Below are 24250 nucleotides of genomic sequence, written 5' to 3'. Positions count from 1 at the left end.
AAAAACACAGACAAAACAAAGAAGTGAAAGAATGAGACTCGAAGATGAAGATAAACAGGCAATTTTTGAGATAGTGGCAGCCCGCTATTTCACAACACAGAGCTGGAAATGGGTTAACTTGAGGAAGGATATTAACAAAATCCTCAAAGCTTTTGATGAGCTGAATGAACAGTATGCCTCCTACTCATACGTAAGCAGGGACTGGTACGTGGAAAATATGGGCTCCAAGTATATTCACATGTGCAGCACCTGGGAAGAACTTAAAAATCTTGTTGCTTTCCTGAACACTCATGGAAATGCCTTTAATTTCCTTGTAAATACAGGAAACCGGAAGTCTTTCTGCATAGTAAGCGATACAAGGGACTTGAATGAAGCTCAGGCAAATGCAATAAAAGAAGTTCAAAAACTCGGGTACAATACGTTTATATTCTTAGCCACAGTCCCGGATGAGATCGAGTTTCAGCTACTGCAGGTAAGGGGAGTTAACTGACCTCTCCTGACCTGTTTAACTTTGGTCTGTCTATTTTCTGGTTTGGCCGGAAAAATATGGATAGCAGTTTTTGTCCTTTTAACTCTTTCATGCTTCCTATTTTTAATTTTCAAGGTCCAAAGTTTGTTTGATTATTCCGAATATTATGTTTGAAGAAGCAAGGTTGAGTTTTGGAACTAGCTTTAGAAGTAGCATTTTATTTTCTATCAATATATTGTTTGAAATGGGCACATAGTACAACGGCTTTCTTCAGGCATATAAATGGAAAGTGGTTATGAAATAATATGGCTCTTCGTTTTCTTGTGTGGATATCCTCATAATATTCTCATAAAATCCAGCGCGGTCTTGAATTGAAAATAGTATTATCCATAGAGAATGACAACGAACCAATAATATAAATTTCAAATATTGGAAATCTATATATATTATAAAATAGTACAACGGATACCGGTCTCCGAGTACTCTGATAGGGTAAATACGAAACAAGGTAAAAAGATGAGACAGATAGCAATCTATAGAAAAGGTAAAATTGGAATATGTACTACCACGCAAAATCTGACTGCGGTCCTTGCAACCATGAGCAACAAAATATTACTTGCAGGATGTGATCCGAAAGCAGATTCCACCAGAGTGCTGCTGGTGGCTTAAACCATAAGACCTTTGCGAGACTCTGCAAAGTGAAGGAGATGCAGGAGTTCACCTTGAGACTGTCATGCAGCCGGTTTTTGGCAACATAAAATGTGTGGAATCCTGAGGGCCTGAACCAGGTGTCGGATGTGCAGGCAGGGGAATGCTCACTTCAGTCGGGTTGCTCAAATACGATCAGTCTAATGATCTGGTAAAAAATTTTGATTTTGCAGTTTTGTATAGGAACTCGGAAACTTATTACCTTGTTGACTAGGTATATAAATATTTAAAAAATGCAATTTACAAATAGAACTGCTTTTTTTTACCAGAGATTTGTCGATATCTTTATATATGTAGCAACTTAACTGAAAAAACATAGATCGGGACATAACTGAAAAAACGTGGAACGAACCCTTTAAATTGTAGAATACTCAGAGTTTATCTCCCAGCAAACTCCTATTGCCACAGTTCCACTTCTTTATATTGTCCAGGCAACATGCTATATATTTGTGTCTTGTTTGGATTCTTAGATTGGAAACATTATATTATTGATAAAGAAACAACTTACTGTAAAAATAATTTCAAGGTTATCGCTCAGACAAAGGTAAAAATACTTATATAAAAGCAACTGATTACGCTTTTGTCAAAATCAGGCTTTAACAATTCAAAATTCAATTTACTTTACAATTTATTATCAGAAAACCGCGAGCCGGATTAAATGATAGATTCAGGACTCATGAACGTTTATAAGTTAGTTTTAGAGCTAACTTTGCTGATCATGACTACCTATCACTACTATAATTTCTGTGATGTGCATAAGCATACTCTTTGCGACAAGGAGTACGTCATGAATCGCCTTGTACTGCCCTTTCGATTGGGGTAATTCCATTATGACGCGCATCAGTAATAATGCACATCAAATAATAGACTTAAGGCTTATTTTTGAAGGCTTTGTTATGAGGTGCATCGTAGTAGTGCAGACATACGCACCCTGACTTATAATACACAAACCAAAAAAAAGCCGGAAAGTTTAGCCTAATTCATCTTCCAGGATATAAATAATATTCTGGATTTTAAGGTATACCGGAGAATGGCAGTTATATAGGTTCAACGCATTTAAAAGACCTTAATTCCCCACAAACTGCACAAAATCATAAAGATAATTGCTTACACTTTCATTGAGATTAACCTTTAACCAATTTATCTGTCAAAAATGTGATGAGAGAAGTGATCGGCTAAATGGAGATTATAACCAAAAATAAGGCGGTCAAGGCAACACTAGAAAGCCTTTTTAGCCTGGCCATAATGTCGCTAACACCGGCAATAGCAGCTGCCAGTGAGGCGAATCTTAAAATTCCGAATTTAAGCCAGGAGCAAAACAATTTGCTGCTCTGGGGTATCGTAGTCTGTATATTAGGTATGCTGTTTGGTCTTTACCAGTTTACGAAGGTAAAAAAAATCAGGGCCCATCAGTCAATGCTGGACGTGGCCGACATAATTTACGAGACCTGTAAAACCTATCTTATCCAGCAGGGTAAACTGCTGTGTATATTATTTGTTTTTATCGGTCTTTGTATAGCCTTTTACTTTGGCTTCCTTCAGAAAATGCCTCTGAGTGGAGTATTGCTCATCCTGGCCTGGACCATTTTAGGGATACTGGGTTCTTACACTGTTGCCTGGTACGGAATTCGTATGAATACCCTGGCTAACAGCAGAACCGCATTTGTCTCCCTGGAGAAAAAACCCCTGAAACTATTAAACATCGCTCTCGACGCTGGGATGAGCATAGGTGTGCTTCTGGTCTGCGTTGAGCTGATAATGATGTTAATTATACTGCTGTTTGTTCCCAGAGAATTGGCCGGCGCAAGCTTCATAGGCTTTGCAATCGGAGAATCTCTGGGAGCCAGCGCCTTACGTATTGCAGGCGGGATATTCACCAAAATCGCCGACATCGGCTCCGACCTTATGAAAATAGTTTTTGGAATAAAGGAGGATGACCCGCGTAATCCCGGTGTTATTGCCGACTGTACTGGAGATAATGCAGGTGACAGTGTAGGGCCAACAGCAGATGGATTCGAAACTTATGGTGTGACCGGAGTTGCCCTTGTTTCCTTCATAGTTCTGGCTGTACAGTCTGACCTGACCGGCATCCTGCTTACCTGGATCTTTGTCATGCGTATACTCATGATTATTACTTCTGTAGCCTCTTTCTACATCAACAGGGCACTCAGCCAGGCAAGATTCAGTAGCAAAGAAGATTTTGATTTTGAACAACCTCTGACCAGCCTAATATGGATTACCTCTATTTTTTCTATAATTGGAACCTTTGCCGTAAGCTATTATATTCTGGGACCTGGGTCCGGAGTGCCTGCAGAGTTGGAGAATCTCTGGCTTGTACTCTCAATAATAATAAGCTGCGGTACCCTGGGAGCGGCTTTAATTCCCGAATTTACTAAAGTCTTTACCAGCCCAAATTCCAAGCACGTAGCCGAAGTTGTCAAAGCTTCCCGAGAAGGTGGCCCGTCTCTTAACATTCTTTCCGGACTGGTTGCAGGTAACTTCAGTTCATTCTGGATCGGTATGGTCTTCTTCTTGCTAATGTTCGTTGCCTATTATGTCAGTGGATACGGCTTGAGCGAGATAATGATTTATCCCTCCATATTCGCATTCGGACTGGTGGCTTTCGGGATGCTGGGCATGGGCCCTGTTACCATAGCAGTTGACAGTTACGGACCTGTGACCGATAATGCTCAATCCATTTACGAGCTGTCGCTTATAGAAACCATTCCTAAAGTAAAGGAACAGATCCAGAAAGAATTCAACTTCAAACCGGATTTTGATAAAGCCAAACATTATCTGGAAGCAAATGACGGAGCAGGAAATACCTTTAAAGCCACAGCCAAACCGGTCTTAATAGGTACAGCTGTGGTTGGCGCTACAACGATGATCTTCTCCTTGATTCTTGTTATTAAAAATGTGCTTGGAGTACAACCTGAAGAAATCCTGACCCTGCTTAATCCCTATACCATCCTCGGATTATTAGCAGGCGGCTGTGTAATTTACTGGTTTACCGGAGCATCAATCCAGGCCGTAACTACCGGAGCTTACCGGGCAGTCGAATATATCAAGAGAAATATTCAGCTTGATGAAAACGCCAGCCAGAAGGCATCCACGGAAAAGTCAAAAGAAGTGGTAAAAATCTGTACCCAGTATGCACAGCAGGGCATGTTCAATATTTTTATCGTTATATTCTCCTTTACTCTGGCATTTTCCTGTCTCTCGGCTCCAATATCCAGAAATGATTCGGTGGCGCTTTTTATCTCTTATCTGATTTCCATTGCAGTATTCGGACTGTTCCAGGCCGTGTTTATGGCAAATGCCGGAGGATGCTGGGATAATGCAAAAAAAGTAGTGGAAGTAGACCTTCAGGAGAAAGGTACCGATTTACATGAAGCCACTGTGGTAGGTGATACTGTAGGCGATCCTTTCAAAGATACTTCATCAGTTGCCCTCAATCCAATCATCAAGTTCACCACCCTGTTTGGCCTGTTAGCCATGGAAATCGCTATTTCCGAGTCCTTCCGGAACATAGCTCCCTATGCAGGTGGCATATTCCTGTTGATTGGTCTGTTCTTTGTCTGGCGTTCATTCTATAGAATGAGAATCCCGACAAAAGAGTAATTAAGGAAAAACCATTAGCTGCTAACCAGTAACGTGGGATCAAGCCTTACAACATTAGATGTTGTGAGGCTTCTCCTGAATAGTGATTTCACGAAGCAGAAAATCTTATTTTCAAATTTTTTTGCAGTATGAATAAGTTTCATTTTCGAGAGTGGGTCGAATGTGAGATTGACGTTAAGTATCTTAAATGCAAAAGAAAAAACGAGAATGTGCAGATATAAATTTTGTCGTTTTTGAAGTCAAATGGTCTCCAGGGGGTTAGTGCAGTTTACAGAAGAAGATTTTGCTATTGAATCTTCATACAGGATGAGAATTGTAGTTAAACCAGAGACCTCATCTAAAAACGCAATTATCAGGTACTTTTATGCACTGATATCTTTCCTATTAAAAAACGAAACACATAGAGAAAGGATTTTTAGTGAATTACTGAAGTTACTACTTCTCCTATATGTGTTTTTCCGAAAAACGCCCCGAAAAAACCAAATTCGTAAAAGATTAATCTCAGAGAAATTCGAGGCATAGAGATACGTAATACTCTCTTGCGATCTTCTTGAGCCAATCAGGCACAATGCAATATCTGTCAACTATGAGCTCATTCAGGTAGTATAGAGACTCCTCGGTTTTACAGTCACAGAGCCGCTTTACTGCCGTTCGTCTTCCCCACGCCGATCTTTCAGTGTCCAGAGCTTCAAGGTAAAGCTGATATTCTCTACTGTTTTCCATTACATTATAAATATCTGCCAATCAATATAAATATTTGTATTGGGATTCAATTAAAAAATATTAGGAATTAAAATATGTTATAGATGTACCCTATGGGAGCCTTTTCCTGCAGCTTATTTCAGATATTAAGTAGAATTAATAAGTTAACAGAGAACGATAATACAGTGATCAGTTAATGAGGATTCCGGCACAAGGTTTTTGTTCGCTCTTGTTCGCTATGCTTTATTATGTAAACATCAGGTGCCTACTCCTCTCATTGAAGTGACGGGCATCTTCCGATTTTACGGTCAGATTGTAATCCCAATCTGAGAACATTTATAGCAGCTTTATAGCAGCATTAAGATCACGGTCAATAGATAATCCACAGAAAGGACAATTATGAGTTCTCTCTTAGTTCTTTTTTGGGTCGTGTCCCTGAGTTATTGATCAATTCCGAAAAAGCGAGTACATCTCACGTATTTAATGAATATATTGAGAGATTCTTGCGCTTTCGGTTTTCAATGATTCAAACCCACTACCCTTTTTTGACTATTTGACCACAGACTGAGCACATTTGAGAGGTATTCTTTGGGTTAACAAGTATTACGTTTCTACCAGCGTTTTCAGTTTTGTAGGAAGTATAAGTTACAAGTTTACTCCAGGTAGCATCAAGAATGTGCTTTGCAAGATTGTGGTTTTTTTGTCATGTGCTTAACTTGCTCCAAAAAAGGTAAAAGCCTGAAATCCGGTCAGTTTTTTAAAGCAGATAAACAAGACCTTCAGTTAATCCGAAAGTATTTATTCTTTAGTTGAAGTATAAGAAAAGAAATATTTAAAATAAACAAGTTTACTTGATTTTCATCCTCAGGAGAAAAATAACAGCCAATTTATAAGAATTATAAAAGTAAGTTTAAAAAAGAAGCGTTCGAGCAGAAGGTGTGGTAAAAATGGAAAAGAAAAGCGTCTTGATCCTGGGAACTGCTTCCCATGTTGGGAAAAGTTCAGTCGTGACTGCCATATGCAGAATCCTTTCAAGAGAATACAGGGTTGCCCCCTTCAAGGCTCAGAACATGAGCCTGAATTCCTGGATTACAAAAGACGGAAAGGAAATAGGCATTGCCCAGGCAATTCAGGCAAAAGCCGCAGGCACTGAGCCCACTGCCGATATGAATCCCGTTCTTCTAAAACCCAAAGGAGACTGCGTTTCCCAGATAATCCTGCTGGGAGAACCTTACGCCGACAGGAGCGCAGGTCAATACTACGATTCCATCGCAGAAATGAATGAAGTACTTGAAGGAGCTCTTGAAAGGCTCTTCAAAGAACATGATATCATTGTCATGGAAGGAGCGGGAGGGGCCGCCGAGATTAACCTCTACGAAAGGGATATTGTAAATATCGGCACTGCAAGGCTTACACAGGCTCCCATAATCCTTGTTGGAGACATAGAGAGAGGAGGAGTTTTTGCAAGCCTCTACGGTACAATTGCACTTCTTCCAGAAGATGTACGGAAAAACGTCAAAGGATTTATTATAAACAAATTCAGAGGCGATCTGGAAATCCTGAAGCCAGGCCTGAAACAACTTGAAGAAAAGACCGGCATTCCAGTACTTGGAGTCCTTCCTTATTTTAAGCTTAACATTCCTTCTGAAGACTCGGTCTCACTTGAAGATAAAGAAGCCGAGAAAAACGAAAAAGAAATCGAGATCGCAGTCATCCGCCTGCCAAGAATATCGAACTTTACGGACTTCGAACCCCTGGAAGGATCTGCTAAAATCCGCTATGTGGAACTTGACGAAGACCTAGGAACTCCGGATGCGATCATGATTCCGGGCACAAAGAACACGGTTAATGACCTTCTCGACCTTAAAGCAAGCGGCATGGCAGAGAAAATCCAGGCATATAAAGGAAAAATCCCAATTTTCGGGGTCTGCGGCGGCTACCAGATGCTCGGAAAGACAATTTATGATTCCGGAGTTGAAAACGGAGTCGAAGCCGAATTCGAAGGCCTGGGGCTTCTGAACATAGGGACAAAGTTCGGAGAATACAAAAAGAGGACAATCCAGGTCACGAAAAAAGTGAATGCTTACGGCCCGATACTAGCTCCAATAGACGGAGAGGAAATAAAAGGATATGAAATCCATATGGGCATAACCGACTCTTCCCGTAACATCTTCGGAAATGACGGAGCAATCGATGAGACAGGTCTGGTAATCGGAACTTACCTGCATGGACTCTTCGACAATAAAAATATAAGAGACGCTCTTATGCAATACCTCTACGAGAAAAAAGGACTTGAGTACAGCCCTGAAAACGCCATGACCGAAAACGATGCCTACGAAGAACTTGCAAATGTAGTTGAGCAGAACCTTGAAATGGAAAAACTCTACGAAATAATAGGTATCTGAAAAACAAGGATCTGAAAAATAAGGATCTGAAAAATAAGGATCTGAAAACTGCAGGCACCAGAATATTCAGGTGTACAAGGTAGAGCACCTGATTAAACTTTTTTAGAAAAGGCATTGTGCGTAAAAAGAGTATTGACCGTAAAAAAAGAATTGAGTGGTTTCAGGAGAACATTAATAATAGTCGGAACTAAAAACCTGGAATATTTGGGGACAAAGTACAGTATTCGTGGGGGGTATAACCGGTCTCCAGAAACCACTCAATAATATATGGTTTACTGCTAGTTATTTATGCATTGTGAATTTGTTCTATTATAGTTTCGAATTTAAAGATTCATGTTAAACTTCTCTCGCTTCTAACCAGGAAGGAATACCTGTGACCTATTTGTTTTCTTTTTTAGCTTTCAATGGTCCTAACTAATTACACTACAGACCATCGTGTAAGGGAATCCCCATTCGGACTTTACAACCACGAAAAAGAAATAAAGTGTGGGAAAAATAATCCCGCCCTTCTTATATTCACCATTTCTCACCCGCAACAGCTCTGGTTTTAATCCGCTACAACCTCTATAGCGACCAGATATATCGAAGACGCGAATAGCCTTAACTCTAAAAATTAGTCCGCTTGCCGGGTGGAAAGCAATGTTCAACTAAAATTGTCTCTTCAGAGCAACCGTTGACCCGTAACCGTTTGGCTGCAACCTTTGGGCCAGTTGACCACGCCGATAACTTCGTTGCTTGGTTTTTTTTCGCTCAAGCTTTTTTTCAAAAGGCTTGTGATCACGCCGATAGGGTTAGAGAATAGTTTCCTCAAAATCAAACGTTTCTCGGGTTTTCGCTCAAGCCTTTTTTGAAAAAGCTTGCGGGCAAGCAGTTTCTTCAAAAGGCTATATTATGTGACCCAAAGTGCAACTTGGACAGTTCTCCCTAAGCAAAATTCGTGTATATCTCTAGAAATTGCCCCGCTTGAGCGAACGAAGTGAGCGAAACGGACCCGTCCTCCCGAGACGGGACTCGGGGGGTTAGAACATAAGAACATGCTTCCCGAGCCCTTTACTGACAGCCCTCTCATAAACCAGGTGTGCGCTTGCAACGTCCTGAATGGCAAGGCCTGTTGAATCAAAGATTGTAATTTCTTCATCACTTGTCCTGCCTGGTTTCAGGCCGACAATTACCTCACCTAGCTCGGCATGAACATCGTTTTCCGAGATATAGTGCTTGGAGAGAGGAACGTTTACTTCTCCGGAGTGAAGGGCCTGGACAATATCATCCACAATTATCTTGGACCTGATTAAAAGTTCGGGATCAAGTTCTTCTTTTCCTACTGCATCAGCCCCTATTGCGTTTATGTGAGTGCCTTCATTGATCCACTGGGCCTTTACGATAGGTTTTCTGGAAGGAGTGGTCGTAACAAGGATATCGCAGTCGCAGACCTTCTTAATGTTTTCTTCATAACGGATTTCACAGGGAGTAATATTTGCCATTTCCCGGATAAATTGTTCAGAGCTCTCCTTTGTCCTGGAAGTAACCCTTACCAGTTCGGGCTCAAAAACCTCGCAGAGAGCTTTTAACTGGGTCTTTGCCTGATTTCCGGCCCCAACAAGGCCTATAACCTTTGAATCCTTTCTTGCAAGGTATTTTGCAGCAATTCCCCCTGCAGCTCCTGTCCGGATATCAGTCAGGTAGGTTCCGTCCATAATTGCCATAGGAGCACCTGTTTCCGGAGAAATAAGGACAATAAGCGCCATTACCGTGGGAAGCCCACGATCTGGGTTTCCGGGATGGACATTTACAATTTTCACGCCAGTAATATTCTCCTCCTCAAGATATGCAGGCATTGTCCGCAGGTCTCCGTTATATGCCGTATAGTAAAGGTAGGACTTGGGAGGCATCTGAACTCTGCCCAACCCATGCTGCCTGAAAGCCCTTTCTACGACCTGCATATCAGAACTCATATCTATAACACTTGTTACTTCTTCCTGAGCCAGCCATAATATTTCCATACTAAACCCTCCAGCTGGAACCGTGAGCTGGCCCACAGCTGAAAATCAAGACAAAATTGAACAGAACCGAAATAAAAACCAAAGAGGCAAACCGATGGCCTGAGATCACATTAGTATTTTTATTTCTGCAAATATGTATATATAACATATATCTTCACTCATTTAAAGAACTCCCTTCCCAAAAGGAGAAAACCATTAATGAGAGATACGCATGTAAGTTCAGCCGATCTTTCTGGTTCCTGTCTGAAAGAGGAATTACTCAAAGAAAAATTACTCAAACCTGCACGGGATATCCGGAGCATACTCCGGTGGAGCTATCCGAAGTTTGCGACCATCCGCTTTGTGGCTGACCACTTCCAGCTCAGTCTGGAAGAACGATACATTCTCACAAGAGTGATCATGCCCCCGGACAGGATAGTTTCCAGAATAAATAAAAAAGTATCATGCACAGACATAAAAGATAGGGATCTTCTCCTTGACGGGTACAATGTCCTGCTAAGTGTGGACAGCCTGCTAAAAAAAGAACCCATGTGGTTCTGTGATGACGGGTATATAAGAGATACACGCTACTATTTTAGCAAAGCAAAACAGGCCGAAGATATCGAAAAAGCCATCAATGCAGTCCTAAAGTTTTTTTCCGAAACAGGTCCAAAATCAGTTGTTTTTCTCCTTGACGCCCAGATTAGCCGAAGTGGAGAGCTTGCAGGTTTCATTCGCCACAAAATGAAAGAATACGGAATTTTAGGCGAGGCAAAAACCTCAAAAATCGCGGACTTTGAGCTGAAAAATGAGGGAGGAAATTCTGAAAAAAAGATAGTTTTGGCAACTTCCGATGGGATTATTATAGATTCGGCCCTGGAGATACTCGACATCCCTGCTTGCCTTATGGAAAAAATGGGAATCGAACCGATCAGGCTATATTAATCGGTTATCAGTTATATTAATCGGTTGTCAGGCATTCCTTTTTCAGGCGCTCCGTTTAAAGAACTCGGCCTGCCTGTAAATTTCTTCGGCGGCTGTATACTGCCCTTTTTCTTTTAGCAAATCTGCATACCCTCTCAGGGTTCCGAAGTGCCCGGGGTCAAGCTCAAGAGCTTTTTTGTACTGCACCTCAGCTTCGTGCCTGTGCCCAAATCTGGCAAGCAGGCTGGCATATTCACAATGAGCTTCAACATCCTCAGGGTTCAGTTTAAGAGCACACCTGAAGTGCACCCTTGCTCCGTGAATAAACCCGTGTTCTGCAAGCAAACGGGCATAGAAAAGGTGCGGGCGCGGGTCATCAGGATTGGCTTTGAGGGCTACTATGTAATGTTTCTCGGCATCAAGGGGTTCTCCTTTTTCTTCAAGGAGACGGGCATAGCGAAAATTGGATTCCACATGACCAGGTTCAAGTTCAAGAGCTCGAGTATAGTGGTAACTTGCTTCCGTCATTTTCCCGCGTTTGGAACGTAGAATCCCATATCCACAGTGGGCGCTCACATTATCTCGGTCAAGAATCAAAACTCGGTTATATACTTCTTCAGCTTCATCCAGTTTTTTGAGCCTGTAAAGCAGGCAGCCGTAATTGCAAAGCGTATCTACGTGGGAAGGATTGACTTCCAGAGCCTTTTCGTATTGAACTCGTGCAGCATTGTTTTTTCCTTCTCTCACCAGAACTGTCCCATACCCGCAAAGTGCTTCTACATTTTTTGGGTTCTGCTGGAGGAGTTCTTTGAATTCCCGTATAGCAAGTTCATCAAGTCCCAGTGAATAAGCTGTTTTTCCTGCTTCCATAAGGGCGTCTTCCTGGGCTTTTCCTGAGAATAACAAAGCACAGGCTCTGGTAATTACATATTTCTCCCTGCACATTGAATCTTTTTCAAAAATAGACGAAAGTTTCAGCAGGATTTCCTGGGAAAGCGAATGCTCATCTGAGAAAGAAACGACAAACTCAACGACCTTATCGAAGTCACAGTTATCAGCTGCAACCTGTTCGATTACATGAAACACCAGCTCGTCTACAGCATCAATCTCCATGTCTAAAAACCTCCTGAAATTTACCTTTAAAGAGATTTTATTCGGCTGGATATATATAGTTGGCCGTCTCCCTATCTGAATAAAAAACGACAGATGAAATATTAAAAAAACAATTTTATAATATATTAAAAAAGCTGCCATATTCGAAATTCAGAGAAATAGAGAATCGAAAAGAGAAAATGAAAAAGAGAAAATGAAAAAGAGAAAATGAAAAAAAAGAAATGAAAAAGAGAAAATGAAATAGAGAAAATGAAATAGAGAAAATGAAATAGAGAAAATGAAATAGAGAAAATGAAAAAGAAGAAATGAAAAAGAAGAAATGAAAAAGAAGAAATGAAAAAGAAGAAATGAAAAAGAGAAAATGAAAAAGAAGAGATGAAAAAGAAGAAATGAAAAAGAGAAAATGAAAAAGAGAAAATGAAAAAGAGAAAATGAAAAAGAGAAAATGAAAAAAATTACTTTTCTCGAGTTTTCACCTGAAGGCTTCTCTATTCATTTAGATTTTACTTAATTTCATTCATTCGGAACCTGCCTACGTGTACACTGTATAGTACCCGATCCTTCACCTAAAAATTCGTTCCTGCTCCTTCAGACTACTTCTTCCGATCTGTTCAGGCTCTTTTTACACGTAAATTGTAACGCGTTTCTACATCATATGTACCCTGAAGTTCTTCTTCAGTCAGGATTCCTTTTTCTATCAATCTGCTGAGATTTTTCCTGTCAACTGATTCAACTATGTCCCAGAGACCTTTCTTCGTAAGATAGGGTTTTAACCTGTTGATATGCCAGAGTTTCCAGTCAACCTTCTGCCGCCTGAGTTCCACATCTCCAACTCTCAATACATCGATCTCTTTTTCCTTGAAGGTGTTGAGGATATGAGTTCTCAATTCCTCTCTGCGCTTTTCCAGAACTGAGATTGCAGAGACAATATCATCGTATTCAAGCACAACATCTGTAAGATCCATATCTTCAGGACCCTGCTCATTAATATCAAGTTCCATAAATCTGCCTCCGTGTATATGCTGAATAAAGAATTTTATAAATAGATGTAATTTATGGATTTTTAATTGTCCAAACGCCTTGTCGTCTGAACTTCTTTGTTTGAACTTCTTTGTCTGAACTTCTTTGTCTGAACTTCTTTGTCTGAACTTCTTTGTCTGAACTTCTTTGTCTGAACTTTTTGTTGTCCACCTAGTTGCCTGAAATTTAAGTTGCCTGAACTTTTAACTGCTTGAACTTTTAACTGCTTGAACTTTTACTGCTTAAGCTATTAAGTTTACATACTTGATTTTAGACTTTGACACTATAAGCCTGCCTTCACGAACAAAAATTGAGAATTTGCTGGTATAAGAATCCTGGAAGGACTTCTTCTTGAAGCCTGGAAATGTTTATCGCATAAAAATTCCCTGTATCTAAAGAACGCTTTTAGATTAGCTTCCCTAAGAGAGCACATATAGAAAATTTCAGATCGGCTCTCTAAGAAGAACTTGAACAGAGGTGAACCCATGGTATCAGGAAAGGTCTCCAGAAAAATTACCGCAAAAGAAGAACTACTTCTTATTCTTCCGAAAATAGACCGAGTTTTGGAGTCGGAACCAGCCGTGCTTCGAATTGGCGCCGAGCCTATAATGGTTATTGGAGATATTCACGGGGACCTTCAGGCCCTTGAATTCATAATAGAAAAAAGGCAAGAAATGAACTGTAAGAACATTCTTTTTCTTGGAGATTATGTGGATAGAGGACCTCAAGGTGTCGAAGTACTTACAAGGGTTTTTCGACTGAAGCTTGAAGAGCCTGAGCATATATTCTTACTCAGGGGAAATCACGAAACTGTGGATATGAACCTCTACTACGGCTTTTATGAGGAAATCGGTTTCGATCAGGGTTTTCTTTTAAGGGCCAGCCAGACATATGATAAAATGCCGATAGCAGCTGTACTTTCGGGGCATACATTTTGCGTACACGGCGGAATTAACGGAACCGGCAGCATTGATAGCATCAGGAAGGAAGAAGCCTTCGCTTTTTCTTATCTCTGGAACGATCCTTCAAAACGTCCCGGAATCACCGCTTCGACCCGGGGTTCGACTGTAAAAGAATTCGGGCCAGATATTGTAGATGGTTTTTTACAGACAAATAACCTGAAAAGGATTATAAGAGGCCACACAGCCCTTGAAAATGGGTACAAATGGTGGTTTGATGAGAAATTGCTCTCCCTTTTTTCCTGCCCTGACTATGTTGGACTGGGGAATGCGGCGGCTTTTGCGCTATTTGAAAAAGAAGAGATTAAACTTTTTGTCTTTGGAAAGCAGTATGAATGAAAGGAAGCTTACCAAAAAAAAGCTTACCAAAAAACTCTACTGTAATTTGTTTCGAATATGTCAGCACATATTCAAAGGATTAATAAAAAGTAAAAAAGAAAATGCCGGGTTGGATGTTATTTTGATCAGAATAAGTTAGGGAAAGATCAGACAAAATTCCAGACATTTTTTTAGTCCAGAATAATCCAGGTTTCGGTCATTTTGCTTCCGATATCCGGATCGAGCTGCATGGCTTTCGTATATTCCTTTTTGGCTTCGTCAAAGCGCCCCATCTTTCTCATAAGAAGGCCATAACTGTAGTGAATCGGGGGATAATAGGGATTCAGGACAAGAGCCTGTTCATACTGGTTCTTAGCTTCGTCAAGGCGCCCGATCTCCGAAAGAAGGTTTCCATAACTGTAATGTCCTTCGGCACTCTCGGGGTCCAGACTGAGTGCTTTCTTGTATTCCATTTCAGCTTCGTATCTTCTTCCGAAGCGGGCCAGAAGATTTGCATAATTGGAATGGACTTTTGCATCGTTCTGGTCAAGGGAAAGAGCTTCCATGTATTGTGCTTCGGCTTCTGAAACCCTGCCTTCTCTTGCAAGGAGATTTCCGTAGTTAAAAAGAGTTCTCCTGTGTCGCGGGTTAAGAGAAAGAGCTTGTCTGTATTCAACTTCGGCTTCTGAAGAGCGCCCCAGAAAAGAAAGTAAAACTCCGAAATTGTGGTGGAGGCTTGGGTCTTCAGGGTCCAGTTCTATTGCAAGCCTGTATTCCTTTTCCGCGCCCCTGAGCCTTCCCAGCTCAAAGAGCATGTTTGCATACCCTCCTCTGGCAGGGACATAGTCAGGATCTGTCGTAAGCGCTCTTGAGTAGCACTCTTCAGCTTCCCTTACATACCCGTACTCGGTCAGGAGGTAAGCATATCCTGTATTTGCTTTTACATGTTCTGGAGAAGCTTCAAGTACAATTTTATATTCCGTCTCAGCCGCTTCTGTCCTTCCAAGTTCTAAAAGAAGTTCGGCATAGGCACACCTTACATCTCCATTTTCTGGATTTTCTTTTAGAGCCTCCAGATAGCTTGCTTCAGCCTCAAGGGAAAATCCCAGAATTTGCGCTGCAGTGCCCAGCGCAAAACAGGCTTCTTCACGAAGCTTTCCGGAAGCCCTTATGAAGCAGGCTTTTGCGAAAACATATTCTTCCATAACCATTTTCTGCTGCTTACAGGCATTCGAAAGGTCAAGCAAATCATAGGGGGAAAACGATTTTTCTTCCGCAAGATCCAGGGCAAAATCAATCGCAGAACACAGATTCTTCTGATCGGATCCTATAGTCCCAATTACTTTATATACAAAGTCATCAATTGCATCGAAGTCCATATATCCGGCACCTCAGAAAAACAAACACTTTTTAGGGGGATAGGCGAAACTATCTTTGTAACATCCGGAGTATATTTTACGTTTTATAGAATATATTAGTGCGCTAGTATTGCGTACAATCTTTAGTATAATATTATTTCATTAAATAGTGCGTTAGATCACGAACATAATATTATAGCAATCGTATAACAGCCTATCCCTTTTTATCGCTAAATAAAATAGTTGCTCTCTTAAAGCAACAGTGCTTTCCTGACAAAGAGAACTTTTCATGATAGAAATAGACCTGTTAAGGCAGGGAATAGATGAAAAATAAATGAAAATTTATAAAAATATAATAATTATTGTTTGGAATTGAAAAGAAAGTTCCAGTAGAAAAACTGAAAGGGAATGGAAGTAAATCGACTTTAGAGGAGAATAATTGAGAAATCAGGAAAATAGAATCTCAGAACGAAAAAAGCAGGAAAATGTAACATCAATAAGGCAGGCCAAAATTTAAAAGCATATTTTAACTATTACTAACATGTATTAAACGTTAATAAGTACTTAATCAACAATAAAGATATAAATTTAAAATTCTGAAAATGATTAGCATGTTTTTTAAACTCTTCTCGATTTTCCTAATCATCCCCGTTATTGAGCTTTATCTGCTCATCAAGATCGGGGGAATGGTCGGAGCCTTAAACACCGTGCTTATTATTCTGACAACCGCAAGTCTGGGCGCTTACCTTGCAAAATCCCAGGGTCTTCGCGTGCTTCGCGAGATACAGGAAGCAACAAGCATGGGATATATGCCCGGAAACGAGCTCCTGCATGGGTTCTTTGTGTTAGTTGGAAGCTTTGCCCTTATAACTCCGGGTTTTCTGACCGATATAATAGGGCTCTCCATGCTCATACCGCAGATAAGAGGAATCTATGTGGAAATGGCAAAAGGGGTTATAAGAAAAAAGATACAGAACGGTCAGTGGCAGATGAGAATGTACACGGATTTCCGATGATCCCGGATACGTCATTTAAAATATCGGGAAAAATTGATTGTAGTGTAATATTTTGCCCTGAAACCGGAATTTTTACTTAGAATTTTTACTTAATATCTGCATCCGAAAATGAATTTTGATCTGTTTGAAATCTGCCATTTGCCATTCAAGTTATAAGCCCAAAGACATAAAGCAGCAGGGGAACCAGAAAAACCGTAATTAAGCCTGCGATTCCTATTGAAAGTCCGCTCATTGCCCCTTCGGTTTCTCCAAGTTCTATTGCCCTTGTTGTTCCAAGCGCATGGGATGCGGTGCCGATTGCGACACCAACTGCAACTTTATCTTTTATTCGGAAGCAGCGGCAGATAAACGGGCCCAAAATAGCACCTATAATTCCGGTAAATACGATTGCAGCTACTGTTATTGCAGGCAGGCCACCTATCTGTTTTGAGATTTCAATTCCTATAGGAGTAGTTACGGACTTGGGAGCAAGAGATCTGCTTATGGTATCGTCAAGCCCTAACAGGTTGGAAAGAGCAAGAATACTTGAGATCCCGGCTATGCAGCCTGCAATTATTCCTGCAAGGATAGGAAGTGCATTACTTTTCAATAGCTGGATCTTTTTATAGAGAGGTACTGCAAGAACCACAGTTGCAGGCCCCAGGAAGAAAGAAATATAATTTCCTCCAAGGTTGTAAGTTTCATAATTGATTCCAAAGAAGAGCAGGAAAACCATTACAAGTACAGAAGCCACAAGCAGAGGGTTAAGAATAGAAAACTGGGTCTTTTTATATAATAGTGTGCCTATCTGGAAAGCTACTAAAGAGAGTAAGATCCCAAACAGAGGCATATTGACAAACTCATTCAAAAAATCGGTTTGCAACTTCAGATCACCTCCTCTCTTCTATTCTCACGGGCATGCACACTTTTTGTATTCCTTCCAGATTCGTTATTATTAGCTTTATTGCCTATATTTTCTATTTGACAGGCCCTTTTTACCGGCTTTCTCCTGAAAAACCTTTGAACAAGTTCCACAGTAAGCCCTGTTACAGCCAGTATTATAAAGGTAGAAATAAGGGAAACTGCAAGAATATCAGTCATTTTTCCTTCAAGCAAGGCAAAACAGGTTATTAAGCTGGCACCTGCGGGAAGAAAGAAAAAAGCCATGTTCTCCAGTAAAAAATCACTTATTTTGTCTATCATATTGAGTTTAATTACACCTGTATACAGGCTAAAGAAAAGAATGAGCATTCCCAGGACATTGCCCGGAATTGGCAATCCTAAAGCTTTCTGCATCAGGTCACCAAGGAAATAAATGATAAGAATAATTGAAAATTGTTTTAGCAAGGTCGTTTTTCCCTCCCTGATCGAAATGGGACTACAAAATTCCTCTATATTTAATTTTTGGTTGAGCTGATCCCAAAACTCAAAATAATTTTCCATGGCCCAGATTTCGTATCCTCTTCAAATTGTATGAGTAAAAGTAAATTTTATGTATTTGCTGAAAATTTAAGAATTTAGCCAAATCTGAGAAACACATTCATGCGATGCATTCAACTCTCATAGCAGATTAGAGGCAATAATTGAGGTTGCTAAAGCCATTAAAAGTCATTGGGATGGAATTCTAAACTACTTTGATTCCAGAGTCACTAACGAAATTGTGGAAGGTATTAACAGTATTGTACAGTTGATAAAAAGAAATGCTAGAGGGTATCGAAACACTTTGTATTTTATTATTAGGATCTATCTAAAATTAAGAAAGTTAGATTTCAAACTACCCATTTGAAATGACGAAGAATCATATATTTATGACTAGAAGGAAAAATGACAAATAGGATTAGACATTCAATCCGCATGACCACGATTTTCAATTAAACTTATAATAGATGGCAATTAAAATATATTAATATATTAGAATGTGCTTGCTGCCGAAAGTAGGATCAAGGAGTTTGTTGCCATGAATCATTATTTGGGAAAATGAAACTATGGGCCAATTCCTGAACTAAAAATTGAAATTATATTTTTATCATTCCCTAACCAAAAAGTGAGGGGAAATTTTACCCTCACAGTTTAATTTTATTGAATTGTACCTAAAGAGATTAACTTATTATCTGTGCCCCAGCCCCCTTCAGATACTTGCAGATTGGCAGTAATTCCTTTTGGTACATCGAATATAGTCTGCCCCACAACTGGAAGTCCTGGTTGAATCTGTTTCAATAAAATATTTTCATTTAAAGCAGCCCAAGCTTCTGTGTCGCTTTCAAATGTTCTCCCCTCAGAGTCTATAATTTTTACATCGCTAGAGCTCATCGTTGCAGATTCTTTTCCAATGTTTTCTACAGTCATGGTTACAATGACAAAAATACCGGTTGCGGTTTGTTTTGTAAAATCATCCCCTACAGAACTTGAAGTTCTTATATCTGTTACTGTATATGCCCTATCGCCGACAACAACTCTGTCACCAACTTTATAAGTTTCAGGTGTTGGTTCAGTTGCGGCTTCAGAAGTTGTGGCAGCAGATGAATTAGAAGTTGTAGCAGCAGCGGAATCAGAAGTTGTAGCAGGTTCTTGAACCTGATTTGATGCACTATCATCGGACTTATTATTTCCACCGGATACTAAAAGACCAACTATACAAACTAAGACAAAAATTCCAAGAATGATTTTTATAATTTTGTTCAACGCCTTACACTCCATTTTTCTTTTTCAGTTGTAACTATTCAGCCTGAATAAATCAGTTGAACGATACTGATTTTGGTGAAACATGTAATTTGAGTCATAACTGATCAAGATAAAAACGCAATCAATAACCAACAATTGAAGAAAATCCTTTCAAAAAGAAGTTCTTGCTAAATCTTCTACTGAAGGCTATTGATATTATTTTATTTAGGCTGAAAAGTTATTTTTGGTCTCATTATAATATTTTCCCATCGGTATCAATATAGACTATATTCCTGTTTTGCAAGTGAATTTATCCAGCAGGAAAGCAGGCAGACAAATCGAAACTCTATCCCAAATTCCGATTTATAATACTTTTGTACAATTTTAAATCACAAAAGTATAGTTAGGATGGTTATCCATTAGCAAAATGACCAATATCAAGTGATTATTATCTCAATTTGGAAGGGAGTTAGAATGTCAGCTTTATCGTTTTTATCCTGTTAATTATCATCTGCCATAGTGTAAACATTTGTATACCCGTATATAAATTTTTTTAAATTAATATTATGTAATAATTTAAAATAATTTTATATATATTTTGAGAATTTAGCTAAAAAAATACCGATTTCTACATAAGTAAGGAAGAAAGTGCCGATTTTTCAGTAAAATCACAAATCTCAAGAAGTTACTGGGCAGAAAATTTGTATCCTCTCAAATTGAGTGGAAATCCTTTAATTTACACTCAATGAACTTTTTGATGGTTTATTTTTATTTGATTGGCGTTTTAAAACACCTGAATGTCAGCAGTTCCTTTAAAGTCCATATTGAGTCCACAATTCCTGCCTCTCTTGCAGGTGTATTTTTTCATTCAACCCCTCTTTCATCTTTGTACCTTAATCCTCCATGACCTCTACAGAAGGTAAAATGCGTGCAATATAACCTCATTTGATACTCTAACCATTTTTTCGTTTTTGAAAACCCTATTGTTTTTCTTGAAATTCTGTTGTTATCCTGCCTAAAAGAGGGATTTTATCAGAAAGATGTTTTTAACTGACTCAACTAACTTATCCGCAACATACTGTCATTTACTTTATCGCATTGGTTAGCTGCACGAGCTAACCATCGTTTTACACTGGCAGATTCTACCTCTAAAACATCGGCAATGTCTTCAATGCTCATACCTTTCATAGACATTTTTAAAGCTAAATCAATAGTTTTCTCAGCTTTCCGAAGATTATGATAAAAAGTATCTGTATGGTCGTTGAATACTTTACTGCAATTGCGGCAAAGATATCTTCTTGTTTTTTCTCCACGACTTATGTAAGTTCCATTTCCAACAACATTGCCTTGGTTAGTAAGACCATAGAGTTTGCAGTTTTTGTTCGTACAAGCAACGTTAATGAATCGTGGTTTTGGACCTCGTTTCCCAATAGTATAAATATATAAGGTTCTTCGTTGTTTTGTGTGGATATCCTCATAATATTCTCATAAAAACCAATGCGGTCTTGAATTGAAAATCATCTTATCCATAGGGAATGACGAAGACCCATATAAATTTTTAGATATATAATATTAATTCGATAAAAATTGATTCTCTACAAAAAGAAGTTATAGGCAATTTCGGTCGTCCAGTGTTATATGGTTGATATTGCCATGGTTAAGTATTCAATGACAAATACTTGCGTTTTTGTGCAAGGAACGCAAGTCAGCTTCAGTTGCACTGAGGATCGGAACAAAATGACCTAAAAACTACTTTACGAGCATCTTGGGAATAATATCAACCAAATAATAAAGGACGACCTAACGGTTGCAAATAGCAAAAAAGAAAAATATACAAATGAAAAGTATACAAATGAAAAAAAATAATATATTGAATATTATTGAATATTAATGTATTGAATATGACAGTAGTTCCGAATAACCCAAGTTCCGAATGCTGAATTTAGAACATTAGTAACTAATTAGAATTAGCCGAAAAAAAGTTTTATTAGATCATGGAATTTATTTTTAATGCCAACAAAAAACGATTCCATGACCACAGATACAGCCAGCTTGCTGGCTGTATCCTCTGAATTGATTAGCAAATATAATATAATAACTTTGCCAGAATCTGCAAATTATGAATGTCAGGACACTTTAAACATATTGCTGCATGCCGCAACATCCTCTACAGACTCTCTTGAATCTGCAAGTAATGATTTGCAAAGAAAAAATCCTGACTTAAGAATACCTTCAGCAGATACTATTTTCAATTACATCAAAGAAAATAAAATTGAAGATATTCTTTCCTCTTTTAGAAAAATGAATCTTGAGCTTTTCAAGATGATGAAACTTGAAAACAATATTCATGATATAGCTATTGATTTTCATGACATTTCGTATTATGGAGACAAAAATACTCCTGGTATTAGAGGAATAAAACTAAAGAATGGTAGTTCATGGGGTAAATCGTTCTGTACTCTTGATATAATTGGAACTTCTCACTTAACACTTGACGTAATAGACATCAATAGTTTGAACAAGAATTATTCTCTTTTAATCGAATCTTTATTCAAAAGACTTAAAACGATAGGTGTAAAAACAGGAACAACATACCTTGATAAAGAATTTTTTAACACAGATGTAATTTCAAAGTTGGATGAACTTAAAGGCAATTTTGTTATAGCAGCTAAATCGACTCAGGTTATCAATAGAGAACTTAAAAATCATCAAAAAGAGTATGGAAATACTTCGACTATTTTTGAATATCGATTCCAGAAAGGAGGACCTTCTTTCAATGTTGTGGCAATATATAATGATAAAAAGAAAAAGTATCTTCTGTTTGCTACAAACAAAAAAGCAGAATCAATTGAGAAATTTGAAAAGATGATTCCTGAAGAATATAGAAAACGATGGAATATAGAAACTGGGTATAGAGTGAAAAACGAGTTCAAGATACGATCATGTACAAAATCTCCAGTAGCAAGAGTATTGTTCTTTATTATTCAATGCATCATGTACAATGTGCTAAATATGCTAAAGTCAGTTCTAGAAATTACAGCTTATGAGCTAAAATCATTAATAAATGAAGACATAAAAAAAGTTGTAAGATATGGACTAAGGTCGCTGAATTTTATTCCTGTTAGTGTGTTACTGGATTGTTTGAGATGGGTCAATGAAGAAAGAAATCGAGTGCTACGCACTCGATTAACTATAATATAACTCATCTCCATTGGTCATCGGTTAAGCATTAAATTCCATCTCCTGCACATGCTTTTATAATAATATTATTATCTCTGTATCTATGTCTCCTTGTTTCCCATCTATTCTTGAAGAGTCTCTTTGTAAAATGTTTTCCGAGGAGTGGTTAAGGCAAACTGCCAAAGAAACTGGTCTCATAGTACGTGAACGTAAAATTGACCCTGTCATCATCTTTTGGGTTTTAACTCTGAGTTTTGGCGTACGCTTGCAGCGTACACTTGCCAGTTTGAAAAGAGAATATGAAAAAGAAGCAAATAAGACCCTAAGCGACAGCAGCTGGTACTATCGTTTCACTCCAGAACTTGTTGAGTTTCTTCATCAGTGTGTTATTCACGGCATAGAGGAGCTTGCAAAAGATCCTGGAAGAAAACTTAGTAAAAAACTCAAAAATTTCTAGGATGTTCTCATTCAGGACAGTACAATTGTTCGTCTTCACTCTTCTTTAGCAGATAAGTTTCCAGCAGCAAGAGCAAGAACAGTAGCTGCAGGCATAAAAGTGGGAGTTATGGTAAGTGCAGTTGCTAACGGACCTAAAACAGTTGCTCTGTATTCTGAAAAAACAGCTGAGATAAAAACATTAAAAATAGGTCCCTGGATCAAAGATCGTATTCTGCTTGTTGATCTTGGTTTCTACAAAACTCATATGTTTGCAAGGGTTGAGGAAAATGGAGGATATTTTGTTTCAAGAATAAAGAAAAGTATGGATCCTATTCTTGTTTCTGTTGAAGAGGGACTTTCTAAGACAAAAAGTAAGGAGTTCGCTGGAAAAACTGTTAGTGAATGCATTAAGCAACTTTCTGGAAAAGATCTTGATGCTGTTGTGAAAATAAAGTTTAAAAGAAGAGCATACAAAGGTAGGCAAAAACAGGATGAGATGATTGTACGTCTTGTAGCGGTATACAATGATGAAGATAAAAAGTACCACATTTATATCACAAATATTCAAAAAGATATTTTGAATGCAAGAGACATTGCAAACTTATATGGGGCAAGATGGGAAATAGAACTACTATTTAAGGAATTGAAAAGTAAATATGCGCTGGACGTTCTTGAAACAAAGAATGTGCAGGTAATTGAAGCTCTAATCTGGACAGCAATATTGACACTAATCGTTAGCAGAAGAATTTATTATCTTGTCAGAAACTCAATAACTCAGCCTGAAAAAATGGCTAGATATACGCAGTTACGTTGGAGTACAATATTTACAGAGAATGCATCAGATTTATTGACAGTAATTCTGCATATATGTGGAATTCAAAGAATTTTTGAAACGATAATGAGTGTATTTGAAAGTCAAGCATTAGATCCGCATGTAAACAGAGAAAGATTTAGAGATGAATGGTTTGAATAAAAAATGAAAGAATTGGGTTAAAAAAGAGTAACAGAGAACGGATATGTATCCTTAACCGATGACCAATGAACTCATCTCAAATTAAAATTTAAGAACCTAATAGCGTATGCTATAAAATTACTCAATGTGATCTGATTTTTTGAAAAATGTAAGTGAAAGTTATAGCTTAAGAATTTTAAAATCTGATCAATAATATAGTCTACTTTGAAAATTAATGGATAAAATGTAAGTTCAATTTGTTTTTATCATTCGGAAGTCAGTCTGATCGGAACTACTGTATGATCCAAATAAACGGACTGGAATACAATATTTCTAACCAGATGGTACTATTCTGAGTTAACAAACACCTGCTTCATCAGATTTCTCGGCGCATAAATGGTTGTGGAACCCTCTCAAAGCGAAATATATAAATAATATTATCGCTTTA

At 38.6% G+C, this 24250-nt stretch carries 18 protein-coding genes and 4 pseudogenes; 12 read left to right on the top strand and 10 right to left on the bottom strand.

The features are described from left to right. Positions 1–31 precede the first annotated feature (31 nt). From MSKOL_RS05080 to MSKOL_RS21550, 5 genes and pseudogenes are all read left to right on the top strand, one after another. A complete protein-coding gene (locus tag MSKOL_RS05080; RefSeq protein WP_048154101.1) occupies positions 32–490 on the top strand; it encodes a hypothetical protein in 459 nt (152 codons plus the stop codon). Between the two features lie 495 nt (positions 491–985). Then, positions 986–1138, top strand: a complete 153-nt coding sequence (locus MSKOL_RS20940; RefSeq protein ID WP_231592455.1) for a hypothetical protein — start codon at positions 986–988, stop codon at positions 1136–1138. Between the two features lie 142 nt (positions 1139–1280). Next, complete coding sequence (locus MSKOL_RS21480) at positions 1281–1391, top strand: hypothetical protein (protein WP_304413719.1); 111 nt, start codon at positions 1281–1283, stop codon at positions 1389–1391. A gap of 965 nt (positions 1392–2356) precedes the next feature. Beyond that, a complete protein-coding gene (locus MSKOL_RS05070) occupies positions 2357–4798 on the top strand; it encodes a sodium-translocating pyrophosphatase (protein ID WP_156150971.1) in 2442 nt (813 codons plus the stop codon). A gap of 155 nt (positions 4799–4953) precedes the next feature. After that, positions 4954–5191, top strand: a pseudogene (locus MSKOL_RS21550) (ISH3 family transposase); the annotation flags it as partial. 108 nt (positions 5192–5299) lie between these two features. Here MSKOL_RS21550 and MSKOL_RS19125 read toward each other — a convergent pair. Together MSKOL_RS19125 and MSKOL_RS19120 are read right to left on the bottom strand one after the other, a co-directional pair. Next, positions 5300–5521 carry a hypothetical protein gene (locus tag MSKOL_RS19125; RefSeq protein WP_197078837.1) on the bottom strand — a complete coding sequence of 74 codons (222 nt, stop codon included), beginning with the start codon at positions 5519–5521 and terminating at the stop codon, positions 5300–5302. Positions 5522–6035: 514 nt separating this feature from the next. Then, on the bottom strand, positions 6036–6176 hold the full coding sequence (locus MSKOL_RS19120; RefSeq protein WP_255351992.1) for a transposase: 141 nt from the start codon (positions 6174–6176) through the stop codon (positions 6036–6038). Between the two features lie 271 nt (positions 6177–6447). Between MSKOL_RS19120 and MSKOL_RS05060 the strand changes: the two genes are divergently transcribed. Beyond that, complete coding sequence (locus MSKOL_RS05060; RefSeq protein ID WP_048118880.1) at positions 6448–7905, top strand: cobyric acid synthase; 1458 nt, start codon at positions 6448–6450, stop codon at positions 7903–7905. A gap of 1019 nt (positions 7906–8924) precedes the next feature. On the opposite strand, the gene ala is transcribed toward MSKOL_RS05060, so the two are convergent. Beyond that, positions 8925–9905, bottom strand: a complete 981-nt coding sequence (gene ala / locus MSKOL_RS05055; RefSeq protein ID WP_048118876.1) for an alanine dehydrogenase — start codon at positions 9903–9905, stop codon at positions 8925–8927. 198 nt (positions 9906–10103) lie between these two features. On the opposite strand from ala, the gene MSKOL_RS05050 reads away from it, so the two are divergent. Next, complete coding sequence (locus MSKOL_RS05050; RefSeq protein ID WP_048154095.1) at positions 10104–10829, top strand: DUF434 domain-containing protein; 726 nt, start codon at positions 10104–10106, stop codon at positions 10827–10829. 42 nt (positions 10830–10871) lie between these two features. Here the strand turns inward: MSKOL_RS05050 and MSKOL_RS05045 are convergent, their stop codons facing one another. Together MSKOL_RS05045 and MSKOL_RS05040 are read right to left on the bottom strand one after the other, a co-directional pair. Beyond that, positions 10872–11921, bottom strand: a complete 1050-nt coding sequence (locus MSKOL_RS05045; RefSeq protein ID WP_048154091.1) for a lipopolysaccharide assembly protein LapB — start codon at positions 11919–11921, stop codon at positions 10872–10874. A gap of 611 nt (positions 11922–12532) precedes the next feature. Beyond that, a complete protein-coding gene (locus MSKOL_RS05040) occupies positions 12533–12922 on the bottom strand; it encodes a hypothetical protein (protein ID WP_197078836.1) in 390 nt (129 codons plus the stop codon). 504 nt (positions 12923–13426) lie between these two features. Here MSKOL_RS05040 and MSKOL_RS05035 point away from each other — a divergent pair. Next, on the top strand, positions 13427–14239 hold the full coding sequence (locus tag MSKOL_RS05035) for a serine/threonine protein phosphatase (RefSeq protein WP_048118867.1): 813 nt from the start codon (positions 13427–13429) through the stop codon (positions 14237–14239). A 170-nt stretch (positions 14240–14409) separates the two neighbouring features. Here the strand turns inward: MSKOL_RS05035 and MSKOL_RS05030 are convergent, their stop codons facing one another. Further along, a complete protein-coding gene (locus MSKOL_RS05030; protein ID WP_048118864.1) occupies positions 14410–15597 on the bottom strand; it encodes a lipopolysaccharide assembly protein LapB in 1188 nt (395 codons plus the stop codon). A 590-nt stretch (positions 15598–16187) separates the two neighbouring features. Here MSKOL_RS05030 and MSKOL_RS05025 point away from each other — a divergent pair. After that, positions 16188–16592: an FxsA family protein gene (locus tag MSKOL_RS05025; RefSeq protein WP_048154087.1), complete on the top strand. Its 405-nt coding sequence runs from the start codon at positions 16188–16190 to the stop codon at positions 16590–16592. Positions 16593–16737: 145 nt separating this feature from the next. Here the strand turns inward: MSKOL_RS05025 and MSKOL_RS05020 are convergent, their stop codons facing one another. Together MSKOL_RS05020 and MSKOL_RS05015 are read right to left on the bottom strand one after the other, a co-directional pair. Then, the gene (locus tag MSKOL_RS05020) at positions 16738–17454 is read right to left on the bottom strand and encodes an LrgB family protein (protein ID WP_048118859.1); all 717 of its coding nucleotides are present in this window, start codon (positions 17452–17454) and stop codon (positions 16738–16740) included. Between the two features lie 2 nt (positions 17455–17456). Beyond that, a complete protein-coding gene (locus MSKOL_RS05015; RefSeq protein WP_231592453.1) occupies positions 17457–17867 on the bottom strand; it encodes a CidA/LrgA family protein in 411 nt (136 codons plus the stop codon). A gap of 262 nt (positions 17868–18129) precedes the next feature. Between MSKOL_RS05015 and MSKOL_RS19110 the strand changes: the two are divergent. Continuing rightward, a pseudogene (locus MSKOL_RS19110) lies at positions 18130–18357 on the top strand (transposase); the annotation flags it as partial. 290 nt (positions 18358–18647) lie between these two features. On the opposite strand, the gene MSKOL_RS05010 reads toward MSKOL_RS19110, so the two are convergent. Together MSKOL_RS05010 and MSKOL_RS19105 are read right to left on the bottom strand one after the other, a co-directional pair. After that, on the bottom strand, positions 18648–19253 hold the full coding sequence (locus MSKOL_RS05010) for a DUF4352 domain-containing protein (RefSeq protein ID WP_048118857.1): 606 nt from the start codon (positions 19251–19253) through the stop codon (positions 18648–18650). A gap of 747 nt (positions 19254–20000) precedes the next feature. Then, a pseudogene (locus MSKOL_RS19105) lies at positions 20001–20663 on the bottom strand (hypothetical protein). A 579-nt stretch (positions 20664–21242) separates the two neighbouring features. Here MSKOL_RS19105 and MSKOL_RS19100 point away from each other — a divergent pair. Then, the gene (locus MSKOL_RS19100) at positions 21243–22433 is read left to right on the top strand and encodes an ISH3 family transposase (RefSeq protein ID WP_082091035.1); all 1191 of its coding nucleotides are present in this window, start codon (positions 21243–21245) and stop codon (positions 22431–22433) included. Positions 22434–22515: 82 nt separating this feature from the next. After that, positions 22516–23823 (top strand): annotated as a pseudogene (locus tag MSKOL_RS05000) (IS4 family transposase). Positions 23824–24250: the final 427 nt, after the last annotated feature.

It is taken from the genome of Methanosarcina sp. Kolksee, from assembly GCF_000969945.1.
GTDB lineage: Archaea > Halobacteriota > Methanosarcinia > Methanosarcinales > Methanosarcinaceae > Methanosarcina > Methanosarcina vacuolata.
Note: the sequence above shows the minus strand (reverse complement) of the source record. Positions and strands in the feature narration are given on the sequence as shown.